Origin of the sequence: Pedobacter sp. AK013, assembly GCF_014205835.1 — a bacterium.
Taxonomy (GTDB): domain Bacteria; phylum Bacteroidota; class Bacteroidia; order Sphingobacteriales; family Sphingobacteriaceae; genus Pedobacter.
In genome coordinates this window covers 127,204-146,310 of sequence record NZ_JACHCQ010000010.1, presented here as the reverse complement: position 1 = coordinate 146,310, position 19,107 = coordinate 127,204, and the positions used below count along the sequence as shown (strand labels likewise).

General features: G+C 37.8%; 13 protein-coding genes, 1 tRNA gene and 1 pseudogene. 5 read left to right on the top strand and 10 right to left on the bottom strand.

The window, feature by feature from the left end:
* Both HDC90_RS09295 and HDC90_RS09290 read right to left on the bottom strand, forming a co-directional pair.
* Positions 1–836, bottom strand: a pseudogene (locus HDC90_RS09295) (hypothetical protein); the annotation flags it as partial.
* Positions 837–1,120: 284 nt separating this feature from the next.
* Positions 1,121–1,327 carry a hypothetical protein gene (locus HDC90_RS09290; protein WP_184465678.1) on the bottom strand — a complete coding sequence of 69 codons (207 nt, stop codon included), beginning with the start codon at positions 1,325–1,327 and terminating at the stop codon, positions 1,121–1,123.
* Positions 1,328–1,698: 371 nt separating this feature from the next.
* Between HDC90_RS09290 and HDC90_RS09285 the strand changes: the two genes are divergently transcribed.
* Positions 1,699–2,331, top strand: a complete 633-nt coding sequence (locus tag HDC90_RS09285; RefSeq protein ID WP_184465677.1) for a response regulator transcription factor — start codon at positions 1,699–1,701, stop codon at positions 2,329–2,331.
* 78 nt (positions 2,332–2,409) lie between these two features.
* Positions 2,410–4,233 carry a sensor histidine kinase gene (locus tag HDC90_RS09280; protein WP_184465676.1) on the top strand — a complete coding sequence of 608 codons (1,824 nt, stop codon included), beginning with the start codon at positions 2,410–2,412 and terminating at the stop codon, positions 4,231–4,233.
* Between the two features lie 720 nt (positions 4,234–4,953).
* Here the strand turns inward: HDC90_RS09280 and HDC90_RS09275 are convergent.
* Positions 4,954–5,027 (bottom strand) — tRNA-Ile (locus tag HDC90_RS09275).
* A 602-nt stretch (positions 5,028–5,629) separates the two neighbouring features.
* On the opposite strand from HDC90_RS09275, the gene HDC90_RS09270 reads away from it, so the two are divergent.
* Both HDC90_RS09270 and HDC90_RS09265 read left to right on the top strand, forming a co-directional pair.
* Positions 5,630–7,723, top strand: coding sequence for an HRDC domain-containing protein (locus HDC90_RS09270; protein ID WP_184465675.1), 2,094 nt, complete (start codon positions 5,630–5,632; stop codon positions 7,721–7,723).
* 75 nt (positions 7,724–7,798) lie between these two features.
* Positions 7,799–9,067, top strand: coding sequence for an Hsp70 family protein (locus tag HDC90_RS09265; protein WP_184465674.1), 1,269 nt, complete (start codon positions 7,799–7,801; stop codon positions 9,065–9,067).
* A 563-nt stretch (positions 9,068–9,630) separates the two neighbouring features.
* Here HDC90_RS09265 and HDC90_RS09260 read toward each other — a convergent pair.
* From HDC90_RS09260 to HDC90_RS09240, 5 genes are all read right to left on the bottom strand, one after another.
* The gene (locus HDC90_RS09260; RefSeq protein WP_255497569.1) at positions 9,631–11,082 is read right to left on the bottom strand and encodes an arylsulfatase; all 1,452 of its coding nucleotides are present in this window, start codon (positions 11,080–11,082) and stop codon (positions 9,631–9,633) included.
* Between the two features lie 338 nt (positions 11,083–11,420).
* Positions 11,421–12,197: an AraC family transcriptional regulator gene (locus HDC90_RS09255; RefSeq protein ID WP_184465673.1), complete on the bottom strand. Its 777-nt coding sequence runs from the start codon at positions 12,195–12,197 to the stop codon at positions 11,421–11,423.
* A 127-nt stretch (positions 12,198–12,324) separates the two neighbouring features.
* Complete coding sequence (locus HDC90_RS09250; protein ID WP_184465672.1) at positions 12,325–12,534, bottom strand: hypothetical protein; 210 nt, start codon at positions 12,532–12,534, stop codon at positions 12,325–12,327.
* Positions 12,535–12,625: 91 nt separating this feature from the next.
* A complete protein-coding gene (locus HDC90_RS09245) occupies positions 12,626–12,823 on the bottom strand; it encodes a cold-shock protein (RefSeq protein ID WP_184465671.1) in 198 nt (65 codons plus the stop codon).
* Positions 12,824–12,827: 4 nt separating this feature from the next.
* Positions 12,828–13,016 carry a cold-shock protein gene (locus HDC90_RS09240; RefSeq protein ID WP_184465670.1) on the bottom strand — a complete coding sequence of 63 codons (189 nt, stop codon included), beginning with the start codon at positions 13,014–13,016 and terminating at the stop codon, positions 12,828–12,830.
* Between the two features lie 801 nt (positions 13,017–13,817).
* Between HDC90_RS09240 and HDC90_RS09235 the strand changes: the two genes are divergently transcribed.
* A complete protein-coding gene (locus HDC90_RS09235; protein ID WP_184465669.1) occupies positions 13,818–16,526 on the top strand; it encodes a PQQ-dependent sugar dehydrogenase in 2,709 nt (902 codons plus the stop codon).
* Between the two features lie 897 nt (positions 16,527–17,423).
* On the opposite strand, the gene HDC90_RS09230 is transcribed toward HDC90_RS09235, so the two are convergent.
* Complete coding sequence (locus HDC90_RS09230) at positions 17,424–18,596, bottom strand: MFS transporter (RefSeq protein WP_184465668.1); 1,173 nt, start codon at positions 18,594–18,596, stop codon at positions 17,424–17,426.
* A gap of 307 nt (positions 18,597–18,903) precedes the next feature.
* Positions 18,904–19,035: an NAD(P)H-dependent oxidoreductase gene (locus HDC90_RS25730; protein ID WP_184465667.1), complete on the bottom strand. Its 132-nt coding sequence runs from the start codon at positions 19,033–19,035 to the stop codon at positions 18,904–18,906.
* Positions 19,036–19,107 lie beyond the last annotated feature (72 nt).

Below are 19,107 nucleotides of genomic sequence, written 5' to 3'. Positions count from 1 at the left end.
CCTTGAGCTCCCTGCGGACCGCGGATATTGCCGTTGGACACCCAGGTCGTGCCGTTATAGACATAGGTCTCACCCGTGGTCGTATTTATGAACGTGTCTCCGTTAGTGCCGGTAGCCGGCAAAGTCGTACCGCTGGTTACAGACTTGCCATCAACACCGTTTGTGCCATTGGTGCCGTTGGTACCATTAGTTCCCTGCGGACCGCGGATATTGCCGTTGGACACCCAGGTCGTGCCGTTAAAGACATAGGTCTCACCCGTGGTCGTATTTATGAACGTATCTCCGTTAGTGCCGGTAACCGGCAAAGTCGTACCGCTGGTTACAGAAGTACCGTTGGTACCATTAGTTCCCGCAGGACCTTGCGGTCCGACGGAACCAATGACATTTGTCCAAGTGTTCGTAGTAGGATTATAAACCCACACCCCACTATCATTATTAACAATAACTACACCAGTCCCTGGTCCACCCGGCTGTCCTGGTGTACCAGGCTGACCCGTTCTTCCGGGCTGTGATTCTATCAAAGTAATAGAAGAATTTTTCACAAAAATCCATTTACTCCCATCATTATAATAGATACCAGGGACTACGTCATTCACCGTAGCAGTATTGTAAACCATCATACCTGCCACGTGAGCCGAGGTTGGCGATGGGTCGTTTGTTGATGTGAGCGCTACACGTGCATGTAATAAACCTTTTTTTGCACTTTCCAGCTCCAAAAGGGCGTCTTTGTTTGGCAAATTTCCATTGGTTACCGTACCATCTTTAATTTTCTGTTGGGCAAATGCAATAGAAATGCACAATACAAAAACTAAACTGAATAATAGTCGTTTATGCATATTTTTATAATTATAATATTTAAGAGCTACAGAATAGAGTATTACTATCTTTTCTTATCCTATCCTACATTTTTTTTGTTAAGCTTTCGACAATTGAAATAATTTGTCGCAAATCGAATAAGAATAAATGATACACCTTCATCAAATAAACACCCTTGAGTAAGCCTCAAGGCATTATTAAAAAATAGGATTTTAGTTTATAAAAACTCTTCGCTTTCAAACTTTCCGCTCTAGTCACAGGACAAGCCGAGAAGTATTTTACGAATTTAAAAATCTGTAATAAACTAAAGACATTCCAAATGTGATTTCAATTGCTCCTCTCCAATTGTGTCCAATAGTTCTGTTATGCCATAATATTTAATGGCAACAACAATATCAATATGGCTGAGTATATCTTCAACTTTTACTTCGTCAATATCAACATCTAAAAAACGTCCATTTGAAGCCGGAACAACATGTATCATCTGTGCATTCTTTATGGTTAAATACATTTTACAATAAAAATTAAATTTCAAATCAACCTGATCGATACGTTATTTAGATTTTGTTTCGCAAATAATCCAATTGGTATTCATCATAATTTGTTCACTTATTTTTGTTGTGTTGATCAATTAAATCTATGAGAAAAAAGACACTTTATTATAACTGATAAACGTAGATTAATCATTATAGCAATATCATGTTATATTATTTATAATAATAGCAATAATTTGTTACGTATCTTGTTACTTACTCAACTTAGATTTTTCAGGGCTGCATGCAATAAAAAACATTATATTAGTTGTAAATATTATTAATAATTACTAATTGTTATAACAAACTGAATTCCATACTCTTGTTATATTAACAAATAGGCGTATATATGGAGAAAGCCAATACAGTAGCCATTATTTTTGATGACCATCTTCTATTTGCCGATTCTTTTTCGGCACTGATAGAGCGATTGGAACTTTTTAACGCTGTCCATACACTTAATGACAAAAGAGAGTTAACACATTTTCTCATAAAAAACTCAAAAACAAAAATTTACCTGTTTTTGGATTACTATCTAAAAAATGAAAACGGGCTAATGCTTATCAATGAGATAAAGCGTTTAAATCGGCAACTCATGATCATTATGATGAGTTCGACCATAAGCCCGGCAGTAATTACAAATATTCTAAATTATAAGCCCCAGGGATTTATATCCAAATCATCCGGGTTTGATACGATACTCCAATGCCTGACTACCATATCGCATGGCCAACAGTATATATGCCCCGTAATCAGTAAAATTGTTGATGATACGGGTACCAAGAGAAAAATACCGTTTACAGCCCGAGAACTGGGGATTCTGCAGTATTTTGCGCAAGGATTGTCAATTGCCCACACTGCCGAGAAGACATACCTCAGTAAACATACGATCGTAGCACATCGACGAAAAATGATGTCGAAAGTGCACGTAAATTCCATTACGGAATTGTTAGCCTATGCACGCGCGCAGGAGTTAATTTGATAATCTTTTCAATTTTTTGCGAGTTACAATTGATGAATAATCCATCTTTTATTTTTGATATTATCATCCCTATTAATCATGCCTTACTTATTACGAAAACGATGTTTGATCCTTATTTTATTGGTTTATGTTGGTGTCAACTCCACACATGGCCAAATCCGGCAAATCGAGCAGGAATTACAAGGATTATCTTCAATCAAAGATAGTATCGCCCTTATTAACAGCTTAAACAAACTCGGGACACTTTACAGAACCAGAAATGCCGACAGCTGTTTTTACTATGGCGTCAAAGCCAAGGATATGGCTGCTAATATACATTACCAGAAGGGCCAAACAGAGGCCGACCATTCAATTGCCTTTGCTTTTTATAAAAGAGGGTTATATGCAGAATCATTGGAACTGCTCGGAAAGATATTATCCCAGTATCAGCAACTTAACGATACCGAAAAAATCATTACCATATACCTGGATATGACCGCTGTTATGAACAAGGGCATCTCCGATAGGGCTAAGATTATTTCACTTTTGCAAAAGACTATCCAAATGGGAAAAAAGCTGGAAAAAGATAGTATCATGTCCAAGGTATATGCGCACTATTGTCTCCGTAATCCAGATCTTCCGCAGGATAGCATTCAATATTATCTGGACAAATCCAAGGAGATTGCAAACCGCTACAAAGATGAAACCATGCTGATTTACAATCGGCTATGGCAAGGACGTTTGTTAAGTTCAAAAGGCCGGTTACGGGAAGCTTTACCACTTGCCAAACAAGCGCTACTTGATACCAAGCGTATTGGCAACACAGATATGCTGATCAACGCACTCTTCCTGCTGACAGAGCTTAATGAGAACAATCCTAAAAAAGCGCTTGAATATCTCTATCAGGCTTATGAGGCGGCACAAAAAAATGGAGACAGCTCCTTGGAAATATACATTTTACATAATGCATTAGAAGTAGCGGAACAACTAGGAGATAAAGACGAAATCATTAAAGTTTATTTTGAACTGGATAAGTCGATTACAGCAGAATGGGAAAAATCAAAAAAGTTTATCAATGATTATGTCGCATACAATGCTGTACGGGACCAAAATAAGTTATTAAACGAAAAAAACGCGCAACGGACCCTATGGTTGATAATCATTTCATTTTCTTCAGCGATGATTGTACTGGCCATCTATCTCATCATGCTCCGTCGCGACAGAAAAGCGAAAGCTCAGATAGAAGCTCTCAACGATATGGCCAATATGCAAATCATGTCTATGGAAGAGGCTAAGCACCAAGCGGTAAGGGAAGAGCAGCGACGGCTTGGACAAGAACTTCACGATGGCCTTTCATCGTCCATTGCCGCCATCAAATATCAATTAGAAATACTCATGATGGATACAAGTGATATTGACTTGAAAAAAAAATTGGACATGCTCCAAAAGGAAGTGGAAAACGCTTATGGAGCAGCGCGAAACAAAAGCCATAAATGGTTCAGGGCCGCTAATGAACAGCAAGAACTATCTTTTGAAAAGCAGATTAAACTACTTGCAGATAGTTCTCTCCCCGACAGCCGATATAATAAAACTATTCAGATCGACAGCGACGCTTTGATAGGTGTAGATATGGATATACGAATTGCACTGCTACGAATTATACAGGAGGCGATCATTAATATTATCAAACATGCCAAAGCTAAAGATGTAGGAATATTGATCTACGAGGAAGAAGATACCCTGCTACTGACCATCAACGACGACGGAATTGGTTTAGATGAAAAAAAACTCAGGAATGGGAACCAAACTATAGGTTTGCAATCCATCCGCCGACGCGTTCAATCCCTTAACGGCGAAACTAAAATACATTCAGATGTAAAAGGAACTGAATTAATCGTATCTATTCCATTGATATTTTCATAAATTAAGGCCAACATATAAAACATGGGAGTTCAAAGACCTATCTCTAATTTAAACTACCTGCTTTTCAGGGGTACTTCTTAAGAGGATTTTCGAGATTATGGCGATATGGAAAACTATGTTCACGAGTCTATTGTCCATTATTTGGCAATAAGTTAAGTAACTTAGTGTAATTGAAAAGACTACGAGCTATTGATCCCTCTTCGCCAAAAACGATCCAACAGATATTTATTTTCAGTCAGCGTATTATGTATTGCTCGAAAATGGCGAGTCAATCAAACTGGTTTGCCCACCTAAGCCTTTTGGGGTACCACCAATGGCAGGGTAAAAGAAAATTCAGACCCATTTCCGAGTTCACTTTTTACGCTTACCACGCTTTTATGGAGTTTGATAATTTCTGCAACTAGTCAATTGTTTTTTAACCACATAGTGAACTGTGTCAATGTACCTTCTTTGGTTGTTGTGGTGGACACAGATTTTTACATTGTAGGTGCCATCTGCTTTTTTGTGATGTTCGAACACCTTGGCGCTAACGGTTGCCATAATCCTTGAAATTAGCACGCAAAAAACTGTAACGTATTTGTAACGGTTTTGCGTGGAGTTAAACAAAAAATTATGTAAAACATGCATTTAGTGGGCATCCTAAAGCATAGTTGCTGACGGTAATCAGCATCAGAAAAACAAAAAAACCGTCCTCAAATTTCTTTGTAAGACGGTTTTTAGTGGGCCCAGCTGGGCTCGAACCAGCGACCAAGAGATTATGAGTCTCCTACTCTAACCAACTGAGCTATAGGCCCTTACGCTTCAAATGCTGTCTGCATGAGACAAATTTAGACAATTTTATTGAGTTGGCTTCATCTTTTTTCCCTTTGAAAAACCCTCAAAGGTTTGGTCTGAAGTTAAGCTCAAAATGATTGTTTTCAATTCAATAGCTCTGTAGATTATGAGTCTCCTACTCTAACCAACTGAGCTATAGGCCCTTACGCATATTTTAGCTACCTGCGTGAGGCAAATTTAAACAAATTTTTCAAGACCTTAACATCTTTTTTTTTGCTTAGAAAATTGATGAAATTTTCTGAACTGTTTTTAAAACGTCAAGCTTAAAAAGCTTATTTTCAATTCTTTAGCCCGTAGATTATGAGTCTTCTACTCTAACCAGCTGAGCTATAGGCCCGGAAAAAAGGTATTCCTTTTTTGCGAGTGCAATGTTACAAATTTGAATTGAAATTAGGAAAATGTTTTCGGCATTTTTTCATAAAAAGAACGAATATAAACTCATTTTCAAGCGCTTAATTTTAATTTTCATTTTATTGATCCTCTTTTCTGACTAAAATTGTGGATAAAACACTGATTAATCTATTCTCAAATCAATATCGAATAGGTTAATTTTGTAATTGATATGAATACGCCCGACCCGGACAACCAACTTCTTTTAGATTTTTTAGCCACCACCAACCAGCCTGTTTTTTTAACCGGTAAAGCTGGAACGGGTAAAACTACCCTTCTACGCAAGATTAGGGATACCACAAAAAAGAATTTCGCCATTGTTGCACCTACTGCTGTTGCGGCAATAAATGCTGGTGGCGTAACGCTCCACTCCTTTTTTCAAATTCCTTTCGGCCCTTTGGTTCCCGTTGTTGATGAAAATGCGGAAACGAATTTTAAATACGCAGATGAAAAAACAAGGTTATTACGCTGCCTTGATTTATTGATCATTGATGAGATTAGTATGGTTAGGGTTGATCTGATTGATTTTATCGACCGTACTTTAAAGCGTGTTAAGGGTACTAACCGTCCGTTTGGTGGCGTTCAGCTATTAATGATCGGCGATCTTTACCAGCTATCTCCTATTTTTCATGATGCCTGGCATATCCTGGGCAGTTATTACTCCAGCCCCTACTTTTTCGATAGCTTGGTTTTCAGGTCTACGCCAATGCTTACGTTTACCTTAGATAAAGTTTACCGTCAATCAGACCCTGTATTTCTTGATATTTTGAACGGGATGCGAGAAAACAGCCTCAGTGCCGACCTTCTTGCGAAACTGAATGAACGTTACGACCCATCTTTAGATCAGGAATGGAAAGATGATTACATTACTTTAACTACACACAACCAACTGGTTAACGAAATTAACCAGGGCTGTTTAGATAAATTACCCGGAGAAATTTTCGAATTCAATGCAGTGGTAAGTGGCGATTTTCCTAAAGATGCCTATCCTACAGACGAAAAACTCCAGTTAAAACTGGGTGCACAGGTTATCTTTATCAAAAATGATTCATCGGGGAAAAAGCAATTTTACAATGGGAAAGCGGCAAAAATTGCAGCGATTAGTGAAGATTCGATAAAAGTAACTTTCACTAACGGTGGCAGGGAAATCGAAGTAGAAAAAGAAATCTGGCAAAATGTTAAATATAGCCTGAGCGACGAACAAAATAAAATTGACGAAACCAGCACCGGATCATTCGCTCAATACCCGTTTAAACTGGCTTGGGCCATTACTGTACACAAAAGCCAGGGATTAACTTTCGATCAGGCGATAGTTGATGTGAGCACTGCATTTACCCACGGACAGGCTTACGTAGCACTGAGCCGTTGCAGAAGCTTGGAAGGACTTATCCTAAAATCGCCTGTAGTTTCCGAAAATATCATTACCGATGTCAAAGTAATCAGTTTTACAAAAGCCGCTCACCAGGATAAACCTACGGCTGATCTGCTGGCACACTATACACAGCAATATGCCTGGGGGCTGATTCATGAGCTTCTCGATTTCTCGCCGGTTGCCAAGGATTGGGAAAAACTCGGGCGCTCCAAACTAATGGACAAAGACGAGAAAAATGCCTTTTTATCTATTTACGAACAAGGAAACCAGATTCTTCAGCACGAAATCTTTAAAGTAGCCAGAAATTTTATTACAAAGGAATTTTCGAAAATAAACACCGATAAAAATCCGGCAAATGAAACGGCTTTTATGGAACGTTTACAGCAAGCATCTGATTATTTCGTTCCAAAACTGGAACAGCTCATTACCTTAATGGCAAGAATTGTGGCCATCAACTTTTATAATGATACCCACTCTGATAAATTGCTTACAGTATTAAATGATTGTAAAGATGCCCTCCAGATCAAGCTGGCTTTATTTAAAATTTCGTGGAACCCCTTTTCGATCAAAGATTATATCAGCACTTTGCACGCAGCAGCCAATAAACAGCCAGAGAAAAAACTTGTTAAACCAAGCATTAAGCAAAAAGAGATTTCCAATCCGCAGGTTTATAAAAACCTGGTCGAATGGCGCAAAACAATCGCGCTGCAGCGAGGTACTCCCGATTATGCCATACTTTCTGATTTGGCACTACTTTCTATTGCCGAAAAAATGCCCAGAACTACCGACCAGCTAGCAGCCCTTAAAAGCGTAGGCATTGGCAACGCAAAAGAACTTGGCCAGCAGATTACCCGCATTGTAAACGCTCATTTGGGCACCAGCGAGTTATTTTAAAAAAATTTAGTTCTTAACGCTTTTTTTAATACTTTCGCAACCCCATTTTAGCCGCCAGCCACAGCATATCAAACCATGAGTAAGTTTTTATACGGAATCGATTTTGGAACAACCAATTCGGCACTTTCCATTTATGATGAAGAAAAGAAAGAAATTGTAGATACGATTTCTATACCTTCATTAATTTATTTTACAGAAGTAAAAAGCTTTATTGATGGCGAAAGCCATATTGTTGGCGAAAAAGCAATTGAGGCCTACCTGAGCGACGGCATGAAAGGCCGTTTTATCAAATCCATCAAACAGATCCTCTCGAGAACTACTTTTACCGAAACCCGTATCCACAATAAAAGATATACAGCTTCCGATCTGGTTACTTTGATTCTTAAAGATTTAAAAGCGAAAGCTGATCAGATTATTGGTGAAGATTGCCAAAAAGCCATTATAGGCCGGCCGGTTTTCTTTGATGACGACAATACGATGAAAGATACCCTGGCACAAACCAGGTTAAAAAAGGCAGCAGAAAGTGCCGGTTTTACCAATGTCCGCTTTCAGTTCGAACCCATTGGGGCGGCCTTTGCCTACGAAAAAACCATCAGTAAGAAAGAACGTGTTTTAGTAGCCGATTTAGGTGGGGGTACAACAGATTTTACCTACCTCATTCTCGATCCAGATAAGGTTGGCAGCAAAGACCGTAAAAACGATATGATTGCATCTGGTGGTATCTACATCGGAGGCGATAGTCTTGATTCTGCATTTATGTGGGATAAAGGCACACCATATTTCGGAAAAAACACCCTATATGAGGCTACGCCTGGTAAAGTTTTAAATGTACCTAAATCGCTTTTTGCAAATATCTGCACCTGGGATAAAATGAACTTTTTTAATGGTTTAAAAATCCAGAAAGAGATGGAGGAATATTATTATTACTCAGGGAACGATCCGAAATTTAAAAACCTGATCACCTTGATCGAAAATAACCTGGGTTATTCTTTGTTCAGATCCATAGAGAAAACAAAGATTGAACTTTCTGACCAACTTAATTCTACCTTTGCCTACAGCAATATGGAAATCGAGATTAATGAAAATATTTCGCTCGGGCAATACAATTCCATCATCGAGAAAGACATTAATAAAATCGATGCTTACCTGGATCAGTTTATGGAAACGTACAAAATTAAACCGGAGGAAATTGATTGTTTGTTTTTAACTGGCGGAACATCGATGGTTTCTGCCGTACAAAATATGTTTAAATCCAAGTTCCCGCACATTCCATTAAACTCTGGCGATAATTTTAAAAGTGTAGCCAAAGGACTGGCTTATAGCGGTTATCTGTTTGAGGATTAATTACGCCGTAGGCTGTTACTCCGGTACGCCGTTATATTCTAAAAAAAGAGATTCTGAATTGGATTTGGAGCGCTCTGCCTTTGCACAACACTCCGTTTCTTCCCGTTTTCCGCTTTTACGCTTCGCTACCTCCTACCTCGTTGCTGCAGGGTAACGCTTCAACCGGGGCTAATGGGCCAAAACAGTATTTCATTTTAGGGGTAAGGCGCAGAAACCCCTGTTCATAAACTGATTGAGCGGAATAGCCCGCATCCCGATTTTTTCATCGGGAGAGGACTATAAGCGAAAGCAGGACTGAAGCTGCCAAGAACCATTGGGTGCTCATTTCCTGACTCTATTTCGGTAAGACACCTACCGATAGTGGAATAGACATTAAGTATGTTTCTTACCTGCACATGTAAAAGTGTATATTTCGGCCTGTGGGGACACAGGCCGAGGAGAACATTTCCCAATGGCTATTATTAGCTATTACCAGCTGACAAGCTCGTACTTGAAAAAACCGGAACGCCTACCCGCACAAAACACGCATTTTCTTTATGTTATACACTTCACCGCCTCATTATCTATTTTTCAATTTCAGACCATTCAAAGAGCGGATTTTCTGATGGCGTTTTGGCCTGTTTCATTAAAGTATAGAGTAATTTAACTGTCTCTGGATTTTTTGCAGCGATATTATTCTTTTCACCTATATCAGCTTTTAAGTTATACAGTTCTAACTTTTCGGCAGTACCTTTTTCTTTAAAACGGATCAATTTCCAATCGCCTTTGGTTAAAGCTTCCTTCAAACCGTTTTCATTAAACTGCCAGTAGAAATATTCATGTTCTTTAACTGCTTTTTTACCACTTAATAATGGAGAGAACGACAGGCCATCTATATTTTTGGGTGATGTTGTACCTGTAAGTTCATTAATCGTTGGCAATACATCCCAAAATGCCCATGGCGTTGGGTTAACCTGTCCCGCCGCAATTTTGCCAGGCGCTCTAACAATCAATGGTATGCGGATTCCACCTTCGTACAAATCTCTTTTTACGCCCCTAAATTCGCCACTGCTGTTAAAAAACACGGGATCTGCACCACCTTCTTTATGCGGCCCATTATCACTGGTAAAGAAAATATAGGTATCGTTATCCAAACCTAATTTCTTAATCAATGCTACAATAGTACCTAAATCAGCATCAAGTTTATTTACCATTGCCGCAAAAGTAGCATGTGGCTGCGCCTGACTGCCGTAGTTTCCTTTTTTCTCAAAAGGAGTTTCGGGCGGAAATTTACTCGAACCATCTGCATACTGGAACTGCTTCAATAATTCTACAGGTACTTTTAACTCCGCATGTGGAACTGTTAACGGCAGATATAAAAAGAAAGGCTGATCTTTATTGGTATTAATAAAATCAACAGCTTTATTTACAATCAGGTCTTCGGTATATTTTGTGGTATCAACCGGTACTTCTACTGTTTTACCACCAATAATTTCGTACAAATGGTTAGTGTAATAATCGTGCGCATGCGATTGATCCAGGTATCCATAAAAACTATCAAAACCTTTTAAATGTGGTGCACCTTTGCTGTCTTCATCACCTAAACCCCATTTACCAAACATGCCCGTTTTATAGCCGTTTCCTTTTAGGCGTTCGGCCAGGGTAGTATCTTGCGCACGTAGAGCGGCAAGACCGTCCTTGGCTTTTGCATTACCTCTTATCCAGGCATGCCCCATGGTATAACCCGTCATTAAAGCACATCTTGAAGGTGCGCAAACGGTATTTCCAGAATAGAAACGCGTGAACTTAATTCCTTCTTCAGTAAGCTTATCCAGATTTGGCGTAGGGATTTTAGAATTCGGATTAAAGCTATGTACGTTACCGTAACCCAAATCATCGGCCAGTATAAAAATAATATTGGGTTTCTTTTTACTTTGTGCCTTTACAGAAATAAAACTGGCCATTAGCATAGCAAAAGTTATAAGTCTGAATGCATTTAGTATGGAAAAAGGTTTCGTAAACACTTGTTTCATCATAATTATATTTTAGGTAAATATAATTTTTTCAAATAGACTATAAGCTTACTAGTTTTTTTATTTTACTCGTACAAAACCAACGCAGATACTGAATTGTAAGTGCTGAAATACAACTACGTAACATTTTTAAGAATATTTTTCTTCTTTAGACTAAGATTTTATAATTTAGCAGACGTAAAAATTGGTGCGGCTGATAAAATAGATGCAGTAAGCAAAACTTTACGCGTTAGGCGCGAAAGCAATTAATGTGGTGAGGTCTGGAATACCTGTTCATCTAGAAGAGATGAAATCAAGCTGATGGACATTTCTTTGGCAGACGCACCAATTTTTCATTCAATTTAGGTTAGGCGGCTAAATTGTAATACCGAGATGCCTTTGTGCCGCCTAAAACTTGTGCTAAAATTGGTGGTTTGTTCAAAACCCAATAATTCAGCTATTTCATCAACTGTATAATCACTATGAAGCAACAATTCTTCAGCTTCGCGCATAATACGATCTTTGATGAGTACTGTTAAGCTTTTTCCAAGCACCCGATCTAAAAATTTATTTAATTTACCTGAACTCATGCCCATGCCTTCCGCATAAAACTGAATGGACCTTTCTTGCTTATAAAATTGTTCTAAAATCGCCCTAAACCTTAATACCTGCTGTAAATCATCTAAAGTTAAAGCAGCAAGATAGCCATCTAAGCCAGCTGTAAAACCCAGAAATAATGATAGGTATTGTGCTAAAAAGGGCATATCTTTTTTAATATTGATCTCGCTTTTTAGCTGATCGAGTAAGCTATAAGTTTTAATTGATTTGTGCGAATCGAGATCCCTGAAAGATAAATTTAAGAAGAGATTTTTAGCCTGAGGATCTAAATGCTGAAGTAAAAATTCTGCATACAATAAACTGCTAAAACTTAGCCAATAACCTGAGGTAATTTCTCCGTCGAGCCTAACCAGGCCCTCTTCCGGAATGAAAAAAACCCTACCTTTTAACAGGGGATAATCGCCAGAATTCATACATAAAAAGCCATTTCCCTCGCGTACAATCAACATACGCATAGGGTACATTGCCTGCAATGCACGTTCTCTTTTAAAAAAACCGTTAATTGGCTCTAGCTGTATCATAAAAACTTAAGGATAAACAACAGTAAGATCAAATTTATCAGATTTGATTACAAGTTGCTAAAATAAATTTATTATAATAATAAAATGCTATCCTGAATATAGGTTAAAAATCAAATATAAACAATCATCAATCTTTCGATTCAAGAATCAACACATTTATTGCAATTGATAATGTTTGATGCAATTCAAAAGAAACTTTTATCCCCCTTCTTAAATTAAATTCATTTATTAAGCCGTTTTCATAAAACAGAACTTCTTCTCCAATATCGCTCCTGATTTTCCCAAAACCCTCATTTTCATCATAATAATCTATTGTACCCAGTTCTCTTGTCACCATTTTACGGCATTTTTGTATTAACTAATTGCATAGCTCACCAAAAAATTGTGCCAAATAATTGAGATATAAGAAACATTCTGTAATACCTATTTTACACGGATAGCACAATTACCTTAATGGCCTCTACACCATTCGGCGTAAATTCAATATCAAACTGAACAATATTATTAGGTTTAATGGCATCGACCACACCATGAGCAAAAACATTTACCTCTCTCCCTCCATTTGATGGTGTAATACTGCCAACACCTTCTTTTTGATTATAAAACTTTACCGTACCTAACCTCATCGAATTACTGAATCAGTTTTACATGAACTGCATTAGGACCTTTTTTCCCTTGTGCAATTTCGAACGCTACCCGATCATTCTGGCTTATTTTATCAGTTAAGCCTGTAACGTGAACAAAAACTTCTTCTCCGGTTTCTGTGATGATGAAACCAAAACCTTTAGATTCATTATAAAATTTTACTGTTCCTTGCATTTGATTTAGATTTTAAAACAATAAACATACAAAAAACCAAAAAGGTTTAATTATTAAATAGATTTCTACGCTAAATCGATAGATAAAGCTATAACTAACGGTGATTTTGGCGTTATCATAACCAAAATGAACGTAAAAAAAGCCAAAGACAGAATTTATAGCTTTCCTATTTATAGCTAATGTATCAGCACTAATAAACAGGATTTAAACAAAAATCGATAAAAACAAGCATATTTTACCAATATCGAAATCTCGATTGGCATACAATAAGCTGTTAGCTTATATTTATCATGGCATAGTCTAGCAATCCCTTAAGAATAGAGGGCTGATGTAAATACCAAAAATGAATTCTGTTTTTATTCGAATACCGAATTTTTCCGCATCATCAAAATAAACCATTCAAGGAGAAAAATTTCTCCTGAAAAAGCATTTGAAAATTGAACTAACCCTTTTTTCCGCTAAAAATCACAAAGAAAACACTAAAACCACCTAAAAGGAAAACTATTCCAAGAATCAAATTTACTTTATCGCCCATTCCGTAATTTACAGATTAAAATGACAATGACAATAGACTGACACAAAATAAAACTTAGGGTTGTACGATTTTAAACTCGATTACTCTTTTATACAGATTTTGGCAAGGCTGATTTGTGATGATATACGCTGATCATTAACCTCTATTCGTAAATTTTAAGTCTCTCCAACCTAAAAAACCAGAGACCGGGTTCGCATAAATTTTGATACAATACCTCTACCTATAAAACTATATCCTATATTTATAAAAATCCATTAACTAAATAAATGAAAACAACTTTTACCCTATTGTTATCTGCTATTGCATTAGTATTTATATCGGCAACAACACTAAACAAAAACATTTACGAGCGCAAGACTTTCGAATTTTTCCCAAAACATAAAATAGACACACCAGATCAAGACCGTTTTGTAAAAGTTACCCTTGCACAAGGAGAATTTACTGAACCTACGGAAATGACCATCCTCCCTAACCTGGATATTTTGGTAGCACAGCGCAGAGGTGAAGTGTTGATTTATAAAAACCACACCAAAAAAATTAAAGAAGCTGGCAAACTTGATGTTTATTTTAAAACCAACACTCCTGGTGTAAACGCAGAGGAAGGTTTGTTAGGTATGGCTGCAGATCCAAAATTTGCAATTAATCAATATATCTACCTTTTCTATAGTCCGTTTGATAAATCGGTAAACCGACTATCCAGATTTAAGTTAATAAACGATCAGATTGTAAAAGAATCAGAAAAGATCATTTTAGAATTTTATTCTCAACGCGAAATCTGCTGCCACACCGGTGGATCTATTGCTTTTGGATCTGATCATTTATTGTATGTTTCAATAGGCGACAACTCTACTCCTTTTGACGCACCTAAACAACAATATGTAAATAAAGGCTATGCCCCACTCGACAACAGAAAAGGGTTCGAACAGTACGATGCCAGGAGATCGGCTGGAAATACCAACGATTTAAGAGGCAAAATTTTAAGGATTAAAGTAAACGAAGATGGAACTTACAGCATCCCGGATGGTAACCTTTTTTCTAAAAACGATCCAAAAGCCAGACCAGAAATTTATGTTATGGGGAACAGAAACCCTTATCGCATTTCTGTCGATCAGAAAACTAACTTTTTATACTGGGGCGAGGTTGGGCCTGACGCGAGTAATGATGATGATTTAAGAGGCCCCAGAGGCTACGATGAAGTAAATCAGGCACGAAAAGCGGGGAATTTTGGCTGGCCCTTATTTATTGGCAATAACTATCCTTATAAAGCTTACGATTATACCAACGGAACAAACGGGAATGCATTTGATCCTGCAAAACCAATTAATAATTCTCCAAATAATACGGGCTTGGAGCAACTTCCGCCAGCACAACCTGCTTATATCTGGTATCCATATGGCGAATCGAAAGAATTTCCGCAGGTTGGTGCTGGTGGCCGCACGGCAATGGCTGGTCCGGTGTATTATGCCACTGCAAATTCACCATATCCAGCTTATTATAACGGAAAGCTGATTATTTATGAATGGGTACGCGGATGGGTTAAAGCAGTTACGATGAATGCGCAGGGCGATTACCTGAGCATGGAGCCCTTTATGTCTAAAGTCTCTTTAGCAGCACCTATTGATATGGAATTGGGGCCTGATGGAAAATTATATATCCTCGAGTATGGCAAAGGCTGGTTTACCAAAAACCCTGATGCTGCAATTACCAGAATCGATTACCTGAAAGGCAACCGTCCACCGTTAGTTGTAAGCCTAAACATTGCGAAAACCAGTGGTTTACTCCCTTATAAAATGACGGCAACTGTTACCGCTAAAGATCCTGATGGCGATCCTTTAACTTATGTATGGAATTTAGGCAAAGGAATTACCAAAATAACCACTACGCCTACCCTTCAGTATACTTTTACTAAAACAGGCGAATATCCGGTAAGTGTTACCGTAATGGATAATAGTAAAGCTTCGGCAAAGAGCCAGGTAATACCGGTTTTTGCAGGTAACGAATACCCAATTGTAAATATTGACTTAGCTGGAAATAAGAGTTTTTACTTTCCGAATAAACCAGTTGATTATAAAGTTTTAGTAAGCGATAAAGGTGCTAAAGTGAATAATAATCGTATATACATATCAAATACTTATACCGAAGGAACAGATTTAGCCGGCGCACAATTAGGGCACCAACAGGCCGCGCAAACCATGATTGGTAAAGCACTGATGTTGAAATCTGATTGTAGTACCTGCCACAAAGAATCAGCTGTTTCTATCGGGCCAGCTTTTGAAAAAATTGCAGCAAAATATAAAAACGATAGTAAAGCGGTTGATTATCTGGCTTCAAAAGTGATTGGTGGTAGCCACGGCGTATGGGGAGAAGTACCAATGCCTGCACATACAACTATGAAAGAAGCTGAAGTGAAAAAAATTACGCAGTGGATTATGACTTTGGGTAACAAGGAAGCCGTTAAAACATCACTCCCAACTTCCGGAAAAATTGTTCCGCCAGCAACTATCGATAAAAAGAAATCGGTATTCGCCCTGAAAGCAACCTACACCGATGCAGGTGCAGTGGGATTAAAACCTTTAACCACTACAAATGTCATCAATCTTAAAAGCAATATCATTGATGCCGACGATATTAAAGATTTTGGAGGTTTTCAGCGAAAAGATATTTTTGGAGGTGAAAAACTTGTTTTAACTAAAGATAATGGCTGGTTAGCCATTAAAAATATCGACTTAACTGGCATTTCTGGCTTTGGTTTTTCTTTCTTAAACCTTGATCAAGGTGCCGATGGAGAAATCGAAATCAGGTTGGATGATAGTAAAGGCATTATGATCGGAAAATCTACTTTTAGAAAAAGTATCCCGATCAATATGCTTTCAGATGGGAAATTTCATTCTATTTATTTTGTGTTCAAAGAACTAAAAACAGGCGACAAAAAGAATAGGCCAATTATCCAATCAATAACAGTAGAGCCAAAATAATCTGAATTAAAAAGCTAAGCTGTATTATAAAATGTAGGATTGTCATCCTGAGGGATAATTTTGCCTTGGCTACCGATGAAAACCGGTACAGGTCTGCCGCCGTAGAAGTTTTTTTTCTTTTGACATCAAAAAGACCCAGCGGGGCTGGCCTGGACACCATTTAAAAAATAAGAACAAGTGAAAAAACAAAAACCGAGACTATGCCGAGCTAATTAATACAAATGAAAACAATAAAAAACCATTAATAAATGCCGACTGAAAATTTAATCATTTGTTTTTGTAGCTTTCAGCTAAATTAATGAGGGCTCCGCTGTTTTCTTTCAAAGCCAGTAGAATGGCGCGGACAGCGGAGCCCGAAAAATTTGTTAGGTCTGATTTAAGTAGATCAGAGATGTAGTGCGCTGACCTAGCAAGACGGGAAATGCATAGTTTCACAAATCACTTATTAATAAGCGATTAAAAAATAACATCAATGGTAGTCATACAAACTCACACAAATATTTCAAGGGTGGCTATTTATCGATTATGGCTATTTTTAATGGTTGGTCTTCGAAGTAGTCCGATGTAAAATCTTTGTTCATATCTTCTTCCAAAGCAGATTTCAATTAGTCTAAAAATACGGTTAGGGAACCTGTTCGGTATTTTATCCGGTGAAAAGAATTGTGCAAATCACCAAGGTAACCTGAAACAACTTTTCAAATAACAAACTGACTTTTCGTATTCCTATCGGTAATACCTGTAAAAATCTAAATTTTAAATATGCTTCCTGTATGCTTATTTTAATTCCTGCCATTATTCTGAAAAATAACTTGTGTACATTTTCCCTCCGTCAACAGAATAGGCTATCTGTATGTGGAGTACTTATTGTGGTAAATGAGTTTGGAGAGGATGTATGGCTTACATTGCGGTTTTGTCAGTTTTTAACAATACCTTTCTTCTTTCCAAATATTGTCTTAATAATATCATCGAAAAAGCTAAAACACCAAACATCAATGTAAGCCACGGAGTATATTGTACACCTTTGGTAACAATTATCCATCCTCCAATGGTCGTTCCTACGGTTACACCTAAGTTGCCAAATGACGTAGCCAGACTGTTAGCAAATTCCATTGCTTCGGGTGCTGATGAAATCATATAGGTAGATGCATTTAGAAAACTTGGTGAATACAGAAAACCCCATAAGGCAATTACAACAATCGTTGCAATAGTATTTCCTCCCGAAAAGTACAATAGTACTGGCACTATAATAGTTCCTGAAAGAAAAAATGCAGAAGTATAGGTTACATTTTTATTCAACATTTTTCCTGCTATCCAGTTAGCCAGTACACCGATAATACCAAACACAAATAACATATAACTGACCATTGTACTGTCCATATCTTTTGCTTTATTCAGATAGTCGGCAAAGTAACTATAGGTGGAAAACCATGCTGAAATCATAAAGAAATTCATCGCAGTGCTAACAATGAATATGGGTTTCGTCAGTATTTTCAATTGACTTCCATATGATTTTTTTTCTTTTACGGGCATTGGTGGCAATACAAAATAGATAGCCAGCAATGCCACTACGCTGATAATTACCTGTACCATAAATGAATATTCCCAAGTAAAGAGGCTGGCTATATAAGTAGCGAACGGAACGGTCGTTACCATCGCAAGAGCAACACCACTGAACACAATACTCATCAGTTCGTTTTCGTTCTGTTTACTGCCCTGTGATACCGCTACCGATAAAGCCGTAGCAATATAAACGGGCTGTAAAAATGCGGGCAATATTCTGACGAACATTAACAACCAAAAGGGCGGTGAAAATGAAGATACAACTCCCGTAACGAGAAAAATAAAGATAGCCGTTAACATCACTTTCCTGCGATCGAACCCTGATGCGAGTAAAGTCATAAAAGGCCCTGTCAGGGCGATGACCAATGCAAAAGCCCCCAATAAATATCCTGCTTTATCAATACTGATATGGTAATATTCTGCTACCTGTGGTAAAATACCGATGATACCAAATTCTGTCGTAATGACTGCTAAAAAACCTAATGCCCCTATGTATGCGTATTTTTTCATTTATTAAAAGTCTTTTTTAAAAATTCTCTGTATGATTTTATATCCCTGTTAAAATCCTCGTTTTTCACAATGCTGTGGAAGTAGAAGTTACCCAAGTGTTTAAGTTCGACAAAAGCATTCATTCGGTAAAAACCGTAAAGAATGCCCTCATCTACGGAAGTCTGGCTAAAAAATAGTTTGGCAGTGTAAATGCCGTGCAGGAGCATTCCAACTTCCAACTGGTCGTAACAATGTATCTTTTGCCATTCAGAAGTCTCCCCGCTCCGTAATTGATTTGCGAATTTCTGGAAGAACGTCCGTCACCTGTCTAAATCCCTTTTTCCTTTCGGGTATTCAACACTTCATCTAAATACTTTTTCAGTCTGTTGAGAAGATGCATCCACCATATTGGGATATGGTATATTATCACATCCGCCTGAATGATTTTTTTGATTTCCATGTCAATGCCGTATACCTCGTTAATGTCCGCTGTCTGAACTGTGCCTTCCGTTTTGCTTTTTGAAAAATAATT